The organism is Gemmatimonadota bacterium (assembly GCA_016712265.1).
In the GTDB taxonomy this organism is placed as follows: domain Bacteria; phylum Gemmatimonadota; class Gemmatimonadetes; order Gemmatimonadales; family Gemmatimonadaceae; genus RBC101.
On the sequence record JADJRJ010000027.1, the window covers coordinates 64903 to 83589 of the forward strand.

General features: G+C 65.3%; 21 protein-coding genes. 3 read left to right on the forward strand and 18 right to left on the reverse strand.

Going from position 1 to position 18687, the window contains the following annotated elements; genetic code table 11:
* Nucleotides 1-342 precede the first annotated feature (342 nt).
* Nucleotides 343-756, reverse strand: a complete 414-nt coding sequence (locus tag IPK85_04520) for a hypothetical protein (GenBank protein MBK8246648.1) — start codon at nucleotides 754-756, stop codon at nucleotides 343-345.
* Between the two features lie 1086 nt (nucleotides 757-1842).
* On the opposite strand from IPK85_04520, the gene IPK85_04525 reads away from it, so the two are divergent.
* Together IPK85_04525 and IPK85_04530 are read left to right on the forward strand one after the other, a co-directional pair.
* A complete protein-coding gene (locus tag IPK85_04525; protein ID MBK8246649.1) occupies nucleotides 1843-2307 on the forward strand; it encodes a hypothetical protein in 465 nt (154 codons plus the stop codon).
* Between the two features lie 103 nt (nucleotides 2308-2410).
* Complete coding sequence (locus tag IPK85_04530; protein MBK8246650.1) at nucleotides 2411-3385, forward strand: hypothetical protein; 975 nt, start codon at nucleotides 2411-2413, stop codon at nucleotides 3383-3385.
* Nucleotides 3386-4893: 1508 nt separating this feature from the next.
* Here the strand turns inward: IPK85_04530 and IPK85_04535 are convergent.
* From IPK85_04535 to IPK85_04610, 16 genes are all read right to left on the reverse strand, one after another.
* Complete coding sequence (locus IPK85_04535) at nucleotides 4894-5316, reverse strand: hypothetical protein (GenBank protein MBK8246651.1); 423 nt, start codon at nucleotides 5314-5316, stop codon at nucleotides 4894-4896.
* Between the two features lie 279 nt (nucleotides 5317-5595).
* Complete coding sequence (locus IPK85_04540; GenBank protein ID MBK8246652.1) at nucleotides 5596-6483, reverse strand: alpha/beta hydrolase; 888 nt, start codon at nucleotides 6481-6483, stop codon at nucleotides 5596-5598.
* A gap of 363 nt (nucleotides 6484-6846) precedes the next feature.
* The gene (locus IPK85_04545; protein MBK8246653.1) at nucleotides 6847-7116 is read right to left on the reverse strand and encodes a hypothetical protein; all 270 of its coding nucleotides are present in this window, start codon (nucleotides 7114-7116) and stop codon (nucleotides 6847-6849) included.
* Between the two features lie 396 nt (nucleotides 7117-7512).
* Entirely contained in the window at nucleotides 7513-8187 is a 675-nt protein-coding gene (locus tag IPK85_04550; GenBank protein ID MBK8246654.1) for a hypothetical protein, read from the reverse strand.
* A gap of 333 nt (nucleotides 8188-8520) precedes the next feature.
* Nucleotides 8521-9375 (reverse strand): DUF2971 domain-containing protein, encoded by an 855-nt coding sequence (locus IPK85_04555; protein ID MBK8246655.1) that lies wholly within the window; start codon nucleotides 9373-9375, stop codon nucleotides 8521-8523.
* A 141-nt stretch (nucleotides 9376-9516) separates the two neighbouring features.
* Complete coding sequence (locus IPK85_04560; GenBank protein ID MBK8246656.1) at nucleotides 9517-9822, reverse strand: DUF2442 domain-containing protein; 306 nt, start codon at nucleotides 9820-9822, stop codon at nucleotides 9517-9519.
* Nucleotides 9803-10039 carry a DUF4160 domain-containing protein gene (locus IPK85_04565; GenBank protein MBK8246657.1) on the reverse strand — a complete coding sequence of 79 codons (237 nt, stop codon included), beginning with the start codon at nucleotides 10037-10039 and terminating at the stop codon, nucleotides 9803-9805. The genes IPK85_04560 and IPK85_04565 overlap by 20 nt, the downstream gene beginning before the upstream one ends.
* A 512-nt stretch (nucleotides 10040-10551) precedes the next feature.
* A complete protein-coding gene (locus tag IPK85_04570; protein MBK8246658.1) occupies nucleotides 10552-11169 on the reverse strand; it encodes a hypothetical protein in 618 nt (205 codons plus the stop codon).
* A gap of 28 nt (nucleotides 11170-11197) precedes the next feature.
* A complete protein-coding gene (locus IPK85_04575; GenBank protein ID MBK8246659.1) occupies nucleotides 11198-11527 on the reverse strand; it encodes a DHCW motif cupin fold protein in 330 nt (109 codons plus the stop codon).
* Nucleotides 11528-11674: 147 nt separating this feature from the next.
* Nucleotides 11675-12046 (reverse strand): hypothetical protein, encoded by a 372-nt coding sequence (locus IPK85_04580; GenBank protein MBK8246660.1) that lies wholly within the window; start codon nucleotides 12044-12046, stop codon nucleotides 11675-11677.
* Nucleotides 12043-12507, reverse strand: a complete 465-nt coding sequence (locus IPK85_04585) for a pyridoxamine 5'-phosphate oxidase family protein (protein MBK8246661.1) — start codon at nucleotides 12505-12507, stop codon at nucleotides 12043-12045. The genes IPK85_04580 and IPK85_04585 overlap by 4 nt, the downstream gene beginning before the upstream one ends.
* 168 nt (nucleotides 12508-12675) lie before the next feature.
* Entirely contained in the window at nucleotides 12676-13626 is a 951-nt protein-coding gene (locus IPK85_04590; protein MBK8246662.1) for a hypothetical protein, read from the reverse strand.
* A gap of 612 nt (nucleotides 13627-14238) precedes the next feature.
* Entirely contained in the window at nucleotides 14239-14394 is a 156-nt protein-coding gene (locus IPK85_04595) for a hypothetical protein (protein MBK8246663.1), read from the reverse strand.
* Nucleotides 14395-15311: 917 nt separating this feature from the next.
* Entirely contained in the window at nucleotides 15312-15962 is a 651-nt protein-coding gene (locus IPK85_04600; GenBank protein MBK8246664.1) for a DUF3800 domain-containing protein, read from the reverse strand.
* A 141-nt stretch (nucleotides 15963-16103) separates the two neighbouring features.
* Entirely contained in the window at nucleotides 16104-16343 is a 240-nt protein-coding gene (locus IPK85_04605) for a DUF2442 domain-containing protein (GenBank protein MBK8246665.1), read from the reverse strand.
* Nucleotides 16318-16560, reverse strand: coding sequence for a DUF4160 domain-containing protein (locus IPK85_04610; protein MBK8246666.1), 243 nt, complete (start codon nucleotides 16558-16560; stop codon nucleotides 16318-16320). Before IPK85_04610 ends, IPK85_04605 begins: the two co-directional genes overlap by 26 nt.
* 395 nt (nucleotides 16561-16955) lie before the next feature.
* On the opposite strand from IPK85_04610, the gene IPK85_04615 reads away from it, so the two are divergent.
* Complete coding sequence (locus IPK85_04615) at nucleotides 16956-17972, forward strand: IS110 family transposase (protein ID MBK8246667.1); 1017 nt, start codon at nucleotides 16956-16958, stop codon at nucleotides 17970-17972.
* A 480-nt stretch (nucleotides 17973-18452) separates the two neighbouring features.
* On the opposite strand, the gene IPK85_04620 is transcribed toward IPK85_04615, so the two are convergent.
* Complete coding sequence (locus tag IPK85_04620; GenBank protein MBK8246668.1) at nucleotides 18453-18650, reverse strand: hypothetical protein; 198 nt, start codon at nucleotides 18648-18650, stop codon at nucleotides 18453-18455.
* Nucleotides 18651-18687 lie beyond the last annotated feature (37 nt).

Below are 18687 nucleotides of genomic sequence, written 5' to 3' on the forward strand. Positions count from 1 at the left end.
ACCGCGATGGCTCCTGTGAATGCCTAACGTCCCACGGTCACTTGCGGACCGGGTAAACAAGAGGTCGACCCGCCCGGGCCGCCTCCCTGATCAGTCTACCACGGCCCGGGCGGGTCGGCCAGCCCTATGGTAGGTCCGCCAAGTGCACCGTGTTGTTAGGCGCCCTTTTGGCGATGCCGTACTGCCCGGTTCGGCTGCGGAAGTGGACCAGACTCGATCATGGCTCCCCAACCCCGAATGCTCCACTGTAGCGCGTAAGGTATCCTGACGCAGCAGACGCATCCTCCACTCCGTGACTGATATCGCAATCGGCGGGGCCGCCGCCGACCTGACCCGAGTCTGTCAGCTGCGGACCGCATCTGCGGCTTTCCGGAAGGCGTCGAACGCCGAGTCGATGCGGGTGCGGAGGTCGTGGCCGCTATTGTCAATGCTGCGAAGACAGTCCTGGTACTCGCGCCACAGTGCTTCGAGCCTGCCAGCCCCGCTTTGCCGACTCGCCGTTCGGACGTCGTGCGAAGCCACTTCGGTTCCCACGATGATGGTAGCGAAGAGATCGCTGGTGACTAGCGCCTGAGGCGCAACGCCAGCGAGCGCTCCCCGCAAGCGCCCCCAGTAGAGGTCGAGATGACGCACGTGGTGCGCGACGCGCGCGTCCAAGGACTTCGCCGACTCGGCCTCCCTCCGGTAGCTGGCGCGCAGCTCTCGGTTGCGCTCGCGACGTCGGATCCACTGTACAGCCCGCGTAAGTAGCGACATTCTGATCGTCGAGGAGCGCCTAACGACCGGCGGTTCGCCCGCAGGCCAGAATACAAAAGCCGCCGCACCCCGCGACGACCCTGCCCTGTGATCTACTAGTCGCGGGGTGCGGTGGCCAGCACGCCTGTCGGGCGCTACCGCTTGTTATGCTCCCCGCGGGGCCGCTGACGCCGAGCGAGCGGCCCGCCGCCCCTCCGTTCGGCCCCGGGCACCCTCGACCGACGCCAGGTCTCGGACGGACGCGAGCGGCGCCGCTCCTGGGTGACCACCCTGGTACCCGCGGCACTCCCTCCCGCCGGGCACCCCCCGAGCACCGTGTTCAACCGGCGGCCGCGTTATCCGCTGGTGACGGTTGCTCCCGGTGTGCTGTGTGGACGTAGCGGATAACGCGGTCGCGACCCCGCCGCCGGTCGTGCCGTTGAAACAACAACGCCAGTGCTGGGGACAGAACCACCACTGCCCCAGTGAGCATAACGCCCATGGCTCACAAGCGGGCGCTCCAATCAAGCCGTCCCGCCCGCCGCCGCACCCCGCTTAACTGTATCAGGCGGCGGGCGGGACGGCCAGCCCCTCGCGCCCGACTGGTGCAGCCACCTGTTAGGCAGCGCCCCGTAGCTGTAGGCGCCCTCCCCGTCTATGGCTTTAGGTCCAGTTGCTTATGGCTCGGCTCGTCACATTAAGCTTGACAGGAGCACGCCTCGCGCGCATACTGCAACTGCACACCCCTAGGGTCTTGCGTTTCGTAGCATTCCACGCATGGAGGGAGTGATGAGAAACCTCAAGGCAGTGGTTCAGCGCATCGTGCTGGTAAGCGGCGTGTGCGCGCTCGGTACGGCGCTGCTGGTGAGACCGGCGCACGCCACATCATACCTGGTCGCGTACCCCGGCGTCGTTGAGTGCGATGCCCCGGTCTCTCCTCGGCCGTGCTGAGGCGGACGGCAGGCGGGCTCGCCCGCCTGCCGTTCCGGTGCCGCATGTTACGCGAGCCACGGATGGTCGCAATACGAGCCGTTCTCTATGGAGCCCTTGCCTTGTAGCTGCCAAGCGAGTGTTCCAGCCCCAGAGCCTTTGCGTGCGCTGGTCGGAGTGACGCTTCCCGAGGTGCAGCTCATTGACTCGAGAGGGAAGTCGGTCCTTCTCAGCGACGTATTGGGTGGGCAACCGGCGCTGTTGCTCGTAGCTGGCTCCGAGAACTGCTGGGCGTGCAGCGATGTGGCAATGCAACTTCGCATCATTCGTGAACGCATCGGTATCAAGACCATACCGATCGCGAGTGGCACAGATACCGCGATCATGCGAGAGCACTTCGCGGAGAGTCGCCTTGAATCCGTGGGCCTCTACGACCCGGAGCGCCGAGTCTTGAAGTCGATGTCGCTCGGTCAGGAGCCTTGGGCGCTTCTGGTCGATGGTCGGGGAAGGGTGCTATTTCTCGACGGCGGAGTAGCGAGGGCAAGCGTCGGATACAGCCTCTCCGAGGTCATTACCTCCTTGCGGGACGTGCTCATCGGTGAAGGGCGGTATATGCCTGGCGTCAACCCGGATGCTTCATGAACAAATCGACTTCGGTAGCCATCTCGCTCGTCCTAACCTCGTAGCTTGCGAACCAGAAGTGCGACAAGTCCGATCGGACCTGCCGCGAACCGAATTCGCCGACGTGCCTGTGGTTGCCCTTGATGACCTGATTGCGCCGATCACCTCGACGCCATTGAAAGCTCCGGGCGGAGACCCGATCGGGACCGCAACCTCCTTGGCGGTACTTGGGCACCGGGTGTACATCGCTGATCTGTTTCAAGCCGTAGTTGAGGTGCTTGATCGTTCCACCGGGGTGCTTGTCCGCAAGTTGGGTCGGCCGGGGGACGGCGCAGGGGAGCTCGGTCGACCAGTAGTAGTCGAGGTGGACACGTTGACCGGATCAGCTCGCCTGTTGATTCTCGATCGCACACGGCAGGGCATCACCATTCTGGATACGCTCGGAGCTTTCCTCGCGCAGGTACGCGTGCCAGGAAGCTGGACGACGATGACCGGGCACGGAGCTCGGGGAATGGTGATCGTCGGCGGTGTCGCGTCCGCCACGAACGATGCTGCTGCACAAGCCAGCACCAAGATGGACATCGTCCATGAGGTTGATCTTACGACGGGCGAGAGCCGGGCATCATACTACCGGTTCACTCCGCCGTCTCGGCTCTACGAGGAGGTGTTCAACAACCCTGCGGTAGCCGCTGGCACCAACATCGTTGTTGCCGGTGCCTTCAACACCAACCGGCTTTACATTCGCGCACGGGGTACTGGAGAGGATCACTACTCGGATATCGGAGCACCTTGGTACCGTCCGATTGAGTGGCCAACCGCGGAGACCCCACTGCCTGGCACCAGCCTTCCTGACAAGGTAAACAGGTGGTCGCGCCGACAGCAGATGTTGGTGCGATTGTTCGTTGGCGCTTCGGATGCGATCGTCGCTCAGTTCAGGTGGGCAGATGAATCCGGTGAGGCGACGTACGCATACATCCTCGCGGATGAGCGAGGTGCTCCTGTTCGCGCGACTTCCTTTAGCCGATTTCAGCTGCTGCGAATGAGCGGTGACACTGCATTTGGCGTCGTCGCCGATACTGCCACGGGGACTTCACCCTAGAGACGCGGCTGCTCAGAGCGCCCCGTTAGGTTCACGGGGCGGTAGTCTGGCGTCCCACGTACAGGGACGAACGAAGGGCACTCCCTGCCTCAGCTGCGCTCGGGTACTTGGTCATGCGCTGGCAAGGCTGTCATGGACAGGGCGGTGGACTGACGCCCCTCCGGTCCTATTGAGCCTCCCGTACACAGTGCCACACCCGGACACATTCTGAGCGGTGCTGCCTAACGACCCGTGTTCTCGCGCGGGCCATCTAATTAGAGCCGCCGCACCCGGCGGCGGACCTTGCCTTACACTATCAGCCGCCGGGTGCGGCGGCCAGCCCTCCGGCCCCGCCGCGAGCAACACACTGTTAGGCAGAACGATGCCGCACCCTTGTCGCGTTCTCACCCACTCCTCCATCGTTCGCCCGCCTCGCCCCCTGCCTACGTAGGCTTCGGCAGCTCACGATACTCGCCGAGGCGCATCGCCAGGCCTGCGACGGCGACACCGGCCGCATGTGGCCGGAGATCCGGCCAGCTCGTGGTCCAGAGCCTAGGATCGCAATGCGCCGCGTGCTCAGGTCCTGCTGATAGCGCAGATTCTTATCCGTCGTCACGAATAGCTCGAAGCCCTGCGCTTCCGCAGCGCCGAGCAGGGCGCCGTTCTGGAGTGCGGCCCACCCGCGCTCGAACGCCGTCTCGACCTCATGCGCCCCAAACGACCGCCGGAGCGGTGCGGGCGTGCCCTGATCGAAGAGGATCCTCACACCGCGTTACGCGGAGACCGCGAGGCTGCGGCTGGTGTGCTCAAGCACCGCGTCAACCTGCTCTCGCGTCACGCCCGGGAACCACCAGGAACTCGGCCACGGACGCACCGCCCTCAAGTTTTCGAAGAGCGCACGGACGGGCACCCGGGTCGAGCGGAACAGCCACTCCCGCTGACCTTCCCGGAATCCGTTCGACGGCAGGACAGTCGTTCCAGTCGAGCATAAGGTAAGTGTACCGCGGCGGCTCGCCGACGGGAGGGCCTCCAGCCCGCGGGCGCCGGTCCCGATGACTGGCCTCGGCCACCTCCGAGACTGTGCCCGGGTTAGCTAGCTTGGTCCGCCCGCCACACCGCTCGCGACATGGTGGGAGGTGCGCCATTGCTCGCGTTGCTGCCTAACGTTTCACGTTCACTTGCGGACCGGGTCAACAAAAGGCGCGCCCGCCCGGGCCGTTCCTCCAAGAGTCTACCACGGCCCGGGCGGGCGTGCCAGACCCTAGAACAGGTCCGCCAAGTGCAACGTGTTGTTAGGCCGACCCCTCTGTGGCGGGCCTGGTCGCGTCCATGCGGAGACGCTTGGCCCGGAGGCCTCCTTCTCTCAATGCTCGAAGCCACGCTTGGTCGCGTGACACCGTGCTACGCAAGTCGCGATGAACGCAGCTCCGACAAAGTCGGCAGGGTCGCCCCACACGTGGCAGACGCGAGCGCGGCACCCCGACTTCCCGAGAGGCGTCGGCCCACTTCCACCGCTGCCGGGCCACAGGCTAGTCGTCGAGCCGGCCGACTCGCAGGGTGAGGTTGGCCTGTTGAAGGCCACCTCTCTTTGCGACTACGGTCACCGAGTCGATCGCAGGGGCCAGCCCCGATCCGGTTCTCGGTTCGACGGTGACCCGAAACCGCACGACTGAATCGATGAAGAAGCCGTAGTAGAAGGGCGCCATCGAGAAGCGGCCGAGAGCGTCCGACGTCCGGATCAGCGTATCGAACGCCGTCGGGCCCTGCGGCATGAGGACAAGAGCCTGGGCACGCACACGCGCCCCCTCAACCGGCGCACCGGCGGCGGTCAACACTGTGCCTGAGAGCTGAGCACCGCGTGGCGGCGACTCCGAAACCACGTCTTCGCTGTTGCACGCGAGCGCCGTAAGCGCCCAGGTGATCTTGCAGCGCCAAGGGGTTTTGCGAGCCATCAGTCTCCGGCGAGTTGGGGGAAGAAGCTGCCAGGTACGCTGACACTTGCCATACCCACCCACCCCCACGGTTCGGCCTAACGACCCACGTTCACCCGCGGGAGCGCCACCAACGGCTGCGCGCCCAAAGGATACAAAGGCGGTTGGCGCCGCCCCCCTCGCCCTGAAGCTGTACTCCCGCCACCGGCGGCGCCAGCCGCCCGACCGCGGGGCGCAGGACTGGGCACCGGCCTAGCGGGCGCTCCCGGCGGGTGCAACGTGCTGTTAGGTGGCGACCAGTTACCTGGCAGAGTGGGTCTGGCGTATGAACGCGCTCAGCACAGTCGCCACACTATCCGGGCGATCCCGATGGATGGCGTGCCCCGCCTGCGCGACCAGCGCGTACGTGCCCTGGCGACGTGCCGTCCACGCCCGCTGCTCCCGATGCCAGATCGGCTCCAGCACATCCAGATCCTCGCGCGCAGCAGAGAGCACCACCAGCGGGCCGTGCCATGAGGCATCTGACTTCTGCGCTTGTCCGAGACTCGCTAACCAGCCTGCATCTTCCGCTCGTTCGCCGGCTGAGCTGCTCGGCGCGACGCTGTCGGCTGCACTCAGGCGACGATACACCTCCGGGTACTCCCGTTCCGCAATGCCATAGAAGGTGTCTGGAGAGGGATCGATCAGCAGCAGCCCCCGCACCTCATTCGGATAAAGCCCAGCGAACACCCGTGTGTGGAGGGCTCCTGCGGACCAGCCGACCAGGAGGTAGGGCGGCGGAATCTTCGCCGCTCGCAGCATCAGGCGGAGCTCCTTCGCAATGGTGAGCGCATCCCGGACGTCGGGACAGATTTCGGAGGCGCCGAGGCCGGGACGATCGTACGTCACCATGCGAACCGAAGGATCGACGAGTGGGCGCAGCGTCGACCACGTACGCTGCGACGTGGCAAAACCGGCTTCGAACACCACCGTGGGTCCGGGGCCACCGGATGTGAGCAGCTGGATACGGTGCCCGTGGATCACCACCGTCGTCGTGTCGATCGACTGAGCACTGCCTCCCCGGGCGATCAGGACGCAGGCTAGTAGGACGCGTATGCCGACCCGAACACAGGACATCGTCTCGTCACAAGGATAGAGCCACCTAACGTCACGCTTCTCCCGCGCGGCATCCAATACGATGGCCGCCATGGCGAAGCACATGGCGGCCTACACTATTGCCAAGCCGCGTCGGGAGCAAGCGTCTGTTAGGCATCGCTGGCGTCGCGATGTCTATTGCCGTCCGCGACATAAAGTCACACCCAAGCAGCGGCCCTGCCTCACGATCAGGCTCCCGGGGCGCCGGTACCAAGTCCGGCGACCCCTGCGATGCGTGTCTGGCGTTGTAGCGGCGAGCGGACTCCGGAGCCTTGACGAGATCGAGCGCGGCCCACGCGAGTACTGCTACCCCCGCGAGCGCGAGGGGTCGCGTTGGCGGCATCCTTGTTACATGGCCTAAGATTTGGCACTGGTCGAAATACACGGCGAACCCAGCCGCCGCGAGCCCGGTCCTCCCTAGTGCTCCCCAATCGCACGGCGGTAGTTGTCGGCATACAAATGCCCCAGCGCCGGGCCAACGATCACGCCGGCAACCAATGTTTGGCCCTTTTCCGGATGATCCGACGCCGCCGACCAAGCCCACGAGAGGGCAACGCCGGAGAGGCCAAGGAGGAGCGCCGTTCGCTCGGATCGCGGGCCCTCGTGTCTCGGCTCCTGGCCGATGGCAATGGGGGGAGCGACGGCAAAGAGACTGCCAACGACGACAACGTAGCGCAGTGACCGCATGGCTACCCCCGCGGGTGGGTGAATCTCTCAAGCCATTCGCAGGATGGCGGAAGTGGGGCGCCAAAGGCAGTCGGGGATTCGCGAAGGCGGAGTCGGTGGTCTCCCAGAATCCACGGGCACGACCCGCGCGAGGACAAAGGCCTATTGTGACCTGAAGGAACGCTCGCGCGGCGCGAGCGACGACATGACGCCTGGTAGGCGATGCCTAACGTCCGGGTTCTGCTGCGCCGCATTCAACCAAAGCGGGGTGGGCCGGCGCCGGACCCTTCCCGTACAATGAAGGGCGCCGGCCCACCCCGCCAGCCCGCGCGGCGTCAGCAGCAACCCACTGTTATGCGGACGCAGGAACGCGTCGACTCAGCCAATGTGCGTCAACGCCCCACCGGTGCAAAGTTTCTACCCTGTGTTGGCACGCCGCGCCGCCGGCGACGCCTTGTCGTACGCAGCAAGTTCCCACCGAGCGAGCGAGTACGATCCGGCCACCCCGCGCGCTTCAGCGACTAGGGCCAGGTATGTCTCTGGCGCATCGAGGTCGGTCCAGTTGCATCGCACTTGCGTAGGCAGTTGGCCGATGATGATTGCATCGAAGGGGCAATGAGGTGGCTCCGGAATCCAGCCGGCGGTCCACTGGTACTTGAGGAAGAGATTGAGTGCCTTCTGGGCGGGACCAATCCGAAACCTTCCGTCCCGGAGGGCCGCTCTATGCCCGTTCGAGAGGGTGTCGGCAAGCGCCGCGATGTGGCGAACGTGCACGTCATCGGAGACACGACCATCGTAGCACTTGGCCAGGCGGTCGAGCTCCTGTCGGAGGCCCACGCGGAAAGCCTCACGCGCCTGCTCGGGTGCTCCCGGCGCGTAGATGCGGGCGCGCTGCACCGTGGCTTGGAGCACCATTCCGTGGAATTGATCGTGAAGAAAGGTGCGCGGGCTGATCTGGCTGAGGCGATCACCTGTCAGCACGAGGCTATCCCGGGTTGTCTCTTCCTCAACGGCGGTCATGAAGTCACAGAGGTAGGCCTCGACATCGCCATCGAGGCCCGCCAGCTGGTACGCTTCGATGGCCTTGGTCACGCGTGCAAGTACACAGTCCGTGAAGGCTCTCGCGGCGTGCAGATAGCGTTTAGTCTCTGGCATAGGCGCAGGTGCGCTCAACGTTAGCAAGGGACACCAGATTGTGGTCTTCACCATCACCTCTGCTGCGCCGCCCCTTCTTCCCGGCACAGATCGTTGCGGGTGCGGTTCGGTCAGAGTGCCGCATAACGTCTGGGTTCTGCTGCGCCGCCGGTAAACAATGCGGAGTGGGCCGGCGCCGTGCCCTGCCCATACAAAGAAAGGCGCCGGCCCACTCCGCCAGCCCCACGCGGCGTCAGCAGCAACCCACTGTTAGCCAGCATATGGTAGCACTCATCTTCTCAGCGGAGCCACCGACCTGGTGACTTCGACGTCGGGCAAGTTGTTCTTATCCAAAAGCATTCGCACTGCCGCCGAGGCGGCCTCGTCACGCAACGTTGGGCCGCACCGCACTCCCCTGATGTCCAGCCTGCCGTCGCTCCTCTTGGGGATGGTGAGTTCCACGTACGGCACAAGCATCCCTGCAGCCTCGCGAAAAAGGAGGTCGTCGAGCTTCGAGAAAGGGCTGACGAACAGGATCCGCCACTCGCGTTCGTGATGGAAGATCTCGGCTTTCGCAGCCACAGCGATGAGGAGCAGGCCAATCGTCAGGCTGGACGCCAGGTCCTCATGGGAGGCGTTTCCCGACGCCTTCGAGGCTTGCTCGACAATCCAATCGATGGCGGCCCCGGCGCGAGCGCGGGTCGCCTGCTCGCCATAAGCGACAGGAAGCAACAGAACCTCTCCATCCTGACTCAGCGTTGCGCTGTTGAAACCGATCGCGTAACCGGCGCCTCGCTCAGCGTAGCCTCGCCATTGTGGCAGCAAGTCACCGTCCTCGCAGAAACACGCGGCAAACAGCTCCGCTCCAAGTCTGTTGGAAAGCGCCGTCGCAGTCCTGTCAATAAGGCTACGGTTCTCCGGCGTTGCCTTCGCACGTAGCTCACTCTGGATCGTGTCGAGGCCGAAGCGCCACTCACTGCGGTCATCGAAATGATCTACATGCGTCGCGAAAACGTTGCCGGTGGCTACGATGCCTGCAAGACCGGTCGCAGACGTGTAGTGGTAAAGAGTTGGCGGTGCACCTGCAGCGTCGATACCGACGGCCGAGAGTATCGCGCGCGTTGTCGCGAGCTCTGCCTCCGTCACTTTGCCAACAGCGTCTCGCGGATTACCCGTCACGACAACATGAGTTGGAATGCTGGCTAACGTCCCGTGCTGAGCGGCAGCCGCTGTACAACCAAGCGGCGAAGCCGCCACCAGAACGCGGCTGTCCGCTCCTGCACGCTGTTAGGTGGCACCACGTGCGGCCAACCACCGCTTGAGGGACACCTGGCTCTCGGCAGATCCTCGACCCGCGACCAAACCGTCCACGCTGATGTCCTCGTCGAGGGGCTCCCAATGAATGCCTTCGCCGCGGCCGATCAGGCGCCACGTCGCGCGTTCCTCGTCGGTCCCGTGCTGCAGTCGAGGGAACCACCCGAGAGGAACCGTCAAGGTTCGGCCGTCCAGCAGCTCCACCACGAGGCTCTCCGCTGTGACGCTCACCGCCGTCGCCAGCGGAGGTCGCAGGAGTTCATGCGCCGAAGAAGTCATTCCATGCTCCGAGAAGGGTGTCGCGGTGCTCACGAACAAGGGTCTCAACGCGCGCCAGCTCGGCGCGCCGCAAGCCCCCGCTTGTTTGCAGTCGAACGGGATCGAGCCAGAACTTTGCGCGATTGTCGTCGCGCTCCACGTGAATATGCGCGGGCTCTCCTCCGTCCTGAGAGTAGAAGTAGAAGCGGTAGGGGCCAAGCCGGAGGACGGTAGGCATCCTGAAAACTGCCCCGGAGCGGGCGCGCGGGCAACGTCCGATGGCGGCGAATCAGGACTGGCTCATCTTCCCAGCCTGATCGCTTCCTGGCGGAAAAAGGGACTCGTCCTCCAGTGCGGCCCTTGTCGAGCGCCCGCTCCACCACGGCGCATAGGGGACCGTTGCGTCCAATGGGGTCCTCCGCGATGGCTCGGGTCTCGAGCCGAGCTGGGCCCAGGGACGGGTTGATCACACTCGCAACGATCTGCTGTGCATCCAGCGACCTCGCGACGAGTTTCCGGGACCTTGAGTCGGCGCAGCGCGCCACATCCGGTATGCACACGAGAGCTCTTTGACAATCGCGAACTGGTCGGGTCTTCGGACGTGCCACCTAACGACCGCGCCTCTGTTGCGGACGCTCCAATAAAGCCCCCGCCCCGCGCGGCCCTCCCGCCGTAACCTGCCGCGCGGGGCGGGGGCACACAAGGGGCGACCGGCAACAGCTGGCGACTGTTAGGCCGCGCGGCGCGCGCTCAGGGTGGCCGAGTGCCGCGCGCAACCCATGCACCCCATGGAGCCGCGGCGCCCTTCGCACGTAGGTAGGCTCTGGCCGTGGTTCGCGAAACGACGCGGCGACCGGCCCGTCGCCCGCGCGCATCATCCGCATGGCCGTAAGCATGCGTCAGCCACGCCGAGCCTATCCACGGGAGCTCAATCGCCTCTTGAAAGCTGCCCGCAACGACCGCCGCCACCAGGTCCGTGAACGCGGCGCCGACCTCCGCTGGATCCTCGTCGCACGCGTCGCAGCCACACCCAGGGAAGACCGCCTGATGCCAGCGCCCCGAGCGCACCACCAGCCCCGGGAAGGCGAGGAACCCAACCGTGAGCGGCGCCCCCATGCTATCCGCAGGCGTCAGACGGACGAGGCGTCCGATCCCCGGCACACCCGCCAGCTCAGGGTCGATCGCGGATCCCTCGGCGCGATCCACGGCATACGTATCGGCGAGGCGCTGCAGCGTGGCCTCACCAAGCGTGTGCAGCGCGGCAAAGCGTTCCGGCGCCGTCACCCGCCCGTACGGCCTCTGGTCCGTCGACGTGATCGGTTCGGACCGCGCCCCGCCATGACTGTAGAACCGCCGGAATGAGGTCACGTTGTGCCGTTGGGCGGACGGACTTCGATCAGTCGACGATAAAGAGTTTCGCGCCGATCTGCGTATGAGACCGGTGCGGTTCGGCGGCGTCGGCCACCTGATAGCTCATGCCGGGGCGCAGCGTAAACCGGCGGCCGTCAGCGAGGTCCGTATGCAGCTCGCCCTCCAGACACAGCAGAATATGTCCCTTAACGCACCAATGATCCGCGAGGTAGCCGGGAGTGTACTCGACCATGCGTACGCGAATCGCGCCAAAGACCTGCGAGCGCCAGTAGGCTCGACCTGACTCGCCCTGGTGCTCGGTGGGCTCAACGAGCGACCAGTCGGTAGTGCCGAACGGGATAGCGGTCATCTCCATGCAGCGGACTCTCCTAAGGCGGCCTAACGTTCACATTCACCCGCGGGCGCGCCACCAACCGGAGCGCGCCCAAAGAATACAGGGGCCGTTGGCGCCCCAGACCTTCCACCGGAAGCTGCACTCCCGCCCTCGGGGGCGCCAGCGGCCCTACCGCTTGGGCGCGGGGCTGGGCACCGGTACGTCGGGCGCGCCCGCCGGGTGCAATGTATTGTTAGGCGCCCCATTGCCGGAGTCGCTCCAGGGTTGCGCGACCCCGAGGGTGAGGAGGCCCGGGAGATAGAAGACCCCGATGGTCGCACTGGCCACGGCAGCGAAGAGCCATAGGGCGACGTACGCCGCGACGGCACGCGCACGGTGCCAGCGCGAGGCTACCACCGGCCGCCACAGCACGAGGCTCAGGAGAGCCACCGGCAGGATGAACGCGATGGGCGAGAGCGCGAGCGTCGCGCCAGCCAGGGAGATGCCCAGCACCCAAAGGGCACCGCTCAGACGCAGCCCGACGCGGAGCCGAGGGCTCATGAGAGGTGGCTTCCCGGTACGGGGCGACCCTCGATGTCCCACCGAAACTCGTGCATCGTCGCGGGGTCCGTCGCGAACGAACTGTACCTGACTCGGCGCGGCCGCACGCGAGTGTGCAGAATGCCGGGCCAGGAGAGCCGCGCCTCGCCATCCGGGAAGGCGCGCAGGTAGGCCGCCCGCGTCTCAGCGAGCGCAGCGCCGGTCGGGAAGATCGCCTCACCCTCGTATTGGACAGTGATCAGGGCATTCGGTTCGAGGCTCCCGATGGTCAGGGCGATCGCCGCGTTCGCCCGCAAGGTCGCCACCTTCTGCGTCGTGGCCAGGGTGTCAAATATCACGTCGCCCGCGTCGGTCAGGGCGATGCCCACCGTCGCCCCATGGGGTCGCTGGTCAGGGCTCACGGTCGCCACCACGGCGTACCGATGGCGGCGGATGAAGGCATACAGCTCATCGAGGCTCATCGTGTGTCGCTCCTCTTCCTCGGGCGCCTAACGACCGCGCCTCTGCTGCGGGCGCTCCCATAAAGCCCCCGCCCCGCGCGGCTCTCCCACCACAACCTGCCGCGCGGGGCGGGGGCACACAAGGGGCGCCCGACAACAGCTGGCGTTTGTTAGGCTGCCGACCGCGCACTAGACCCTAGCCGCCCACTTCCGCCATATCTCAATCGGGGAGAGCCCCCTCTCTAGCCGAGGCTCGTCAGCCTGCACGTGGAAACGCTGCAGGCCCTCCGTGGCGGAAAGGGTCAATACATTCCGCTCGTGGCCTAGGGGATTGTGAATTGCGTAGCACACCGGCGCAGGGTCGCTGATCCCCCCGCCCAAATCGAAGCCCATCACCGCGCCCAGACGACGATTCTTGTTGGGCTGTACAAACATCTCGCGATGTGTCGATGTGAGGGAGAGCTCACCGACGGACGTCCCGTCGAACGGGGCTCTGAAGACCGTTTCGCCGAAGAATGCCTGGAATAGGTCGCCGAAGCGGATGCCGTACGGTATCTCAAGAATGATCCCGCCGTGAGCCACAATCACAACGCAGTTCGCGCGCTCGTCATCTGGAAGCTGCCGGTAGGCTCCTTTCAACAGCTGGTGAAGTCGCGGTATGAAGTGAGGCCGCGAGAACACACCCGTTGTCGGATACTCGGGCTCTGATACGCTCTTGACCTCCACGAAGACCACTTGACCGTCTGGTGTACGGAACTGCCAGTCGCCTTTGTAGTCGCGGTGGCCCCTCGGTTCGTGGTGATCGAATTCCCAGTGCAGCACCCTCTCCAGAAAACTGGCGACGAGTAGCTCATCCGCAACGTTCCAGATCGGGGCGGTGACTGAGCGCAGCTCAGCCCTTGCTTTCGCGGGGCTTAGGTCTCGAAGAGCGATGCCGCCGAAGCGCGACAGAAAGGGGCGTTGCAGGTCGTGCGCTTCCGCGTACGCGAGAGCAGTGTTTAGAAGGTCATGTTGCGCCCGATGCTCCGCCATCTTCGCCAGATACCACGCTGACGCTTCACCATGGCCGGGCTCCTCTAGAGCTCGGTACCAAGGTAAGTCTTGGAACCACTGTGCGCGTCTGTCGGCGATTCGCTTCACTGGTGGCAGCCTAACGACCCACGGTTCGCTTGCGGGCCATCAAATAGAGCCGTCGCACCCCGCGACGCCCTTGCCTGTGATCTATCAGTCGCGGGGTGCGACGGCCAGCCCCCGGCCCGGCAGGCGCAACCGCGAGTTATACCGTCGCGGGGGCGGCGACGCGCAGCGAGCCACCGACCGCCATCCAATCGCCCCCGTGCACTGACGACCCCCGCTGTCCGCCGGCGACGGCCACGGGCGCCGCTGGCCAGGACGCACCAACGGGACCCGGGCGCGGTTCTGCCGCCCCTGGAAGGACACGGTGTCCAACCACGCGGGCGCGTTATCCGCTGGTGACAGTTGCTCCCGGCGTGCTGTGTGGCCGTTGCGGATAACGCGCCCGCGCACCGACAGCATGAAGTCAGTAGAAACCAGAGAGAAGAAGCCGGCGATGCACCCACGACTCTCCCAGTCGGTATAACGACCCGTGTTCTCGCGCGGGCCATCTCATCAAGCCGCCGCACCCGGCGGCGGCACTTGCCTGTACACTACTTGCCGCCGGGTGCGGCGGCCAGCCCAACGGCCCCGCCGCGAGCTACACGCTGTTAGACCGCGCATCCGCTCGGCGCCCGTCTAGCGCCCGCGAGGATCTCCGGTCCGACGCCAGCGCAATTCGTTGAGGATTACACGCACCGTCGCGTAGATGGCGCCCAGCGCACAGAGGAGCAGGAGCGCGCCAAGCGCCTTGAATGTCAATGATCCCTCGGTGCGCCCAAGTTCAGCTGCCAAGGGGTCGGGTTGCCTCCCGGGTCGCCTCCGGCAAAGAGAAAGGCCAGCCCCAACACAGCCGAGGCAACACACACGACACCGTACGCCACCAGCAGATGCGGAATCCACTCCCACTCCAATGGTGATCGCCAGGCTGGCTGGCGCCGCCCCGGCTCGGAGCCGCCCCCTTCGGCGCGTGCGCCACTCCGGCTCATCTGTACCACCGACGCCGTTCAGAGGCCTCAGCGGACACCGAGAGGGTGTCTAGAACTTCGGGTTCGAGTACCAGCTCAACCGGGCGCGCCCACGCCGGAGCCATTCGTTGCTGGAGCGCACTAGGAAATGAATGTCCGACCCAATCGCAGTACCTCATGACTTGATCACCCCTCCAACGTCTTCCACCCCCTCGCACCCTCGCCAGTCGATCGGACCGCTCCGATATGGCTTCTGCGAGGCCCCCCGATGAAGGTAGATCTACACGGGCAGGAGCGTGCGGTCCGAGCGCTACCATGGCCACGGTCGCAGTATCGCGAGCTGCCACCGTCAGCGCGCACACGGCGCCTCCAGTCGCTGAAGTGAGCGTATGAGGTCTCGGTTTGTGTCGACATTCTCGCGCGGTCTAACGTCTGCGGTCACTTGCGGGCGCTCTAAACAAAGCCGAGCCGCCCCGCGCGGGCCTTTCCTAGTCTACGGAGCGCGGGGCGGGTCGGCCACCCCGCGCGCGTCCGCCAAGTGCACCGCATTGTTAGGCGCCGCCGGGTTCGCCGTCGCGTCTGACAGTGGGGTAGACATGGGTTGACGTGGGTATACCCCAGTGTTACCGTACATGCAGATCGAGCGTCCTATGATGACTCGCAGAGCAAAGGTTCCTCCCCAGCAAAAAGAACCCACGGGGTTCTTCCGAAAGGATAGCTGGGGAGGTCGCTTTTTATGCCACCTCAGTAGTGAGTTTCAGTGCCGGAGGCGAAGATGTTGAATTCGCTTCGCACAAACTGACTGACAGCATTGAAGGGGCGTAACTCGTTGTCCTTCCACTTCTTATGCACCGCCCAGGTACAGTAGTCTGCGGCCTGCAGACAGGGATGGGCAGCGGACGCATGGTGGAGGACCGAGAAGGACCGGTCGCCAAGCTCCGTCCGCATAAAGGTCTTAAACGCCTTCTCGACGGCCTGCTCGCGCTTCTTCACTGGAATGCGATCGGTGATGAGAATCACCGGCTCCCCAGGATCGGAGTAGCGCCTGAAAACGTAGCGGAGCAAGTACGCGGCGAACTTTGGATAGAAGCGAGCCGCGTCGTAGAGGGACGGATGCGCCTTTCGCTTCTCGACCACGACGCAGTCGAACTCGAAGCCGCCACACGCACCTAGCGCGGCGAAGACTCGATCGCGCACGTGCTGCTTGTCCTCAGTTGCATGGAATCGCTCGAGCTCCAAGCCGGTAGGGATCAGCTGGTACCGGACTTCGGTGAGCGCATGCGAGATCGGCAAAGGGTCGCGAGTCGTCAGGGCACCGAAGTAGTAGTAAGGAGAGCCGCGCGGCGAGAAGTTGAAGTCGCCCGATTCGTCGAAGAAGAGATAGATGGCGCTCACTTGCTGTACACTCTCCGAAAAGGCGCCTAACGTCACTGTTCAACTGCAGGCGCTCCCATAGAGCGAGCGCAGCGAGCTGTCACCAAGGCGCCTGGCGGTTGCAACAGTTTGTTAGCGCGCGTCGGACACGAACGGAGGCCCTTACGTGGCAAGCAGACTCGCCGTCGAGATATCCTCGTCGACGTCAGGCCAGTGGACCCCCACGCCGCCTCCAATGAGGCGCCAGTTCCGGCGTTGCTCGGGTGACGCGTCGCGCAAGCGGGGGAACCATGCGAGTGGGACGGAGATCTCCCGCCCGTCGGCGAGTACGGCGCGCAAGGCGTCGGCCGAGCAGGAGACCTCGACAACCAGAGGCTCAACCTTGATGGCGGAGGTGCTCATTCCACTTCTCCTCGAAGAGTGCGCGGTGGGTCATGACCAAACGGGTCAGTTCCGTCAGCTCGCTGCTCCGGAACCCGTGCGTATGGGCCAACGCCACGGGAGTGAGCCAGAACTTGGCGAAGCGTTCGGCCTGCTCCACGTGAATGTGGGCGGGTTCCTGCCCCTCCCGACGGAAGAAGAAGAATCGGTACCCTGCGACCCGCAAGACCGTCGGCATGCGTCAAAGGTAGCGCCCCACTGGCGGGCTCGACAGCCAGCCCCCCCGCCGCCGGAACGGGCTCCGCACAGAGCCATCTGCCGAGGCAAGCGCACGTCCCGTCGTGAGGACGCGTCTCTGCCCTGGCGGTGTCGCAAGCCCAGGGTCCGGGCAACGAGCCTTACGCAGGCACCTGCCCAGCTTAACGCGCATCCACTCATGTTGTCGCGCTAACGCCCATGGCTCACAAGCGGGCGCTATGATAAAGCCGTCCCGCCCGCCGCAAGCCCTTGCCCTATCGTATCAGGCGGCGGGCGGGACGGCCAGCCCCCGCGCCGGCCTTGTGCAGCCATTTGATATTCCCAAGGAGCCCAAACTATCGAATACTCTCGCTACCCTCCTCGGGAGTCGCACACATGCTGTACTCGGGCCTCGACCTGCACAAGCGCACCATCGCCATCCACACCGTCGACGCCGCCGGTGCCCTCGTCCGTCGCTCCACCCTCCCCACCGAACGCTCCGCCATCACGGCCTACTTCGACGCCCTGCCCGGCCCCCATCAGGCGGTGGTCGAGTGTACCGGGATGTGGTACTGGATCCGGGATCTCCTCGTCGCCCAAGGGGTTGATCTCCGCCTCGGCCACGCCAAGTATCTGAAAGCCATCAGTTACGCCAAGGTCAAGACGGATGCCGTCGATGCCGCCACACTCGCTCAGCTGCTGCGGGCCGCGCTCATTCCCGAGGCGCACATGATCAGTGACGCGCAGCGCGAACTGCGCGACCTGCTGCGCGCCCGCCTGCTCCTGGTGCATCGCGCCGTGCAGGCGCGCCGCAGTGTGACCGCCCTCCTCGACAAGTACAACGTGCCGACGCCAGACGCGCTCCCGCCGCTGCCGCAGCTGCAGGCCGATCTCTTCCAGGCCCAGCGCGTCCTGCTCGTCACGCACATCAAACGCCTCGAGGCCGAACTCCGCGGACAGATCCTCGATCGCCCCGAGGTGCAACGGCTCGTGTGGATTCCCGGCATCGGCGCGCGGGTCGCCTACACCCTGCTGCTCGAGATCGATGACATCCACCGCTTCCCCACCGTGCGGCACTTCCATTCCTACTGCCGCCTCGTGCCCGGCTCCAACGACTCCGGGGGCAAGACGCGCCACAAGCGGTCCCGCGACGGCAACCGCTATCTCAAACTCGCGTTTCATCACGCGGCCATCCGCGCCGTCCAATACTTCCCGGAGATCCAGGCGGTGGCGCAGCGCTGGCAACGGCGGAAGGGGAAGCACATCGCACGCGCGCTGGTCGCGAAGGAGCTCGCCCAGATCGTCTATGCTGTCCTCACCAAAGGAGTGCCCTACAATGGTCGCTTTGCCGATATCACGCTGACCCAGACCAAGAAACCCGCGTGGCCTCGTCGGGCAAACCCGCCCGCCTAACTGCTGCTCTCCGAAGCGCGTCCATTTGATTGGGGAGCCCGACGGGCCGTCGACCGTGAACATCTGAGCCACCCGGCTCGCAGGACTGTGTGACCGCCACGGGGACCGTGGACGATCGAACCGATGTTGCGCGCGACTGCCACCAGGTCGTAGGACCGCCGTCTATTCAGGAGCCCTCTCGCGGGGCCCCCAGGCTGAGCTACACCCGCTTGACAACAATCTCCTTAGGACTGTTAGGCTGCATCCAGGCCTCGCCTGCCTGCGGGTGCGGCCCGGTCCACCATGCCTCATCGGCCAGCGAGGCCGAGGGGTCTCCGGCCCAGCGGCGCCGACAGGGCCCCAGACGATCACACCCGATCAGCTCAAGCGCCAAGTGAGCCGGGAACAGGTCGTGGTCCGCCGCCCTGCCGACAACGCGGAGAAGGCCGGCCGGACGCAGAGGGCCTCGCCGGGCGTCAACGCGTCGTAGGCACGCCGGCGCTAAGGGACCGGAAGCGTAACCACAGCCTGCCGACAGGTCGGCTCGCAATGCTCGCCGTTTGGGCGGGAGACGATGTACGTCGGCGTGACCGTCGTGTCACGCACGCGGCCCGCCACGAGGAGGCGGAGCTGCACGCGCGTCGGGAAGTAGTCATCGAGGAACGCCGTCCCACAGCCGCCAGGTCCGGAGCATTCCACGACGAGAGGGGTCGGACTTCCGGCAGGTATCGAGCGA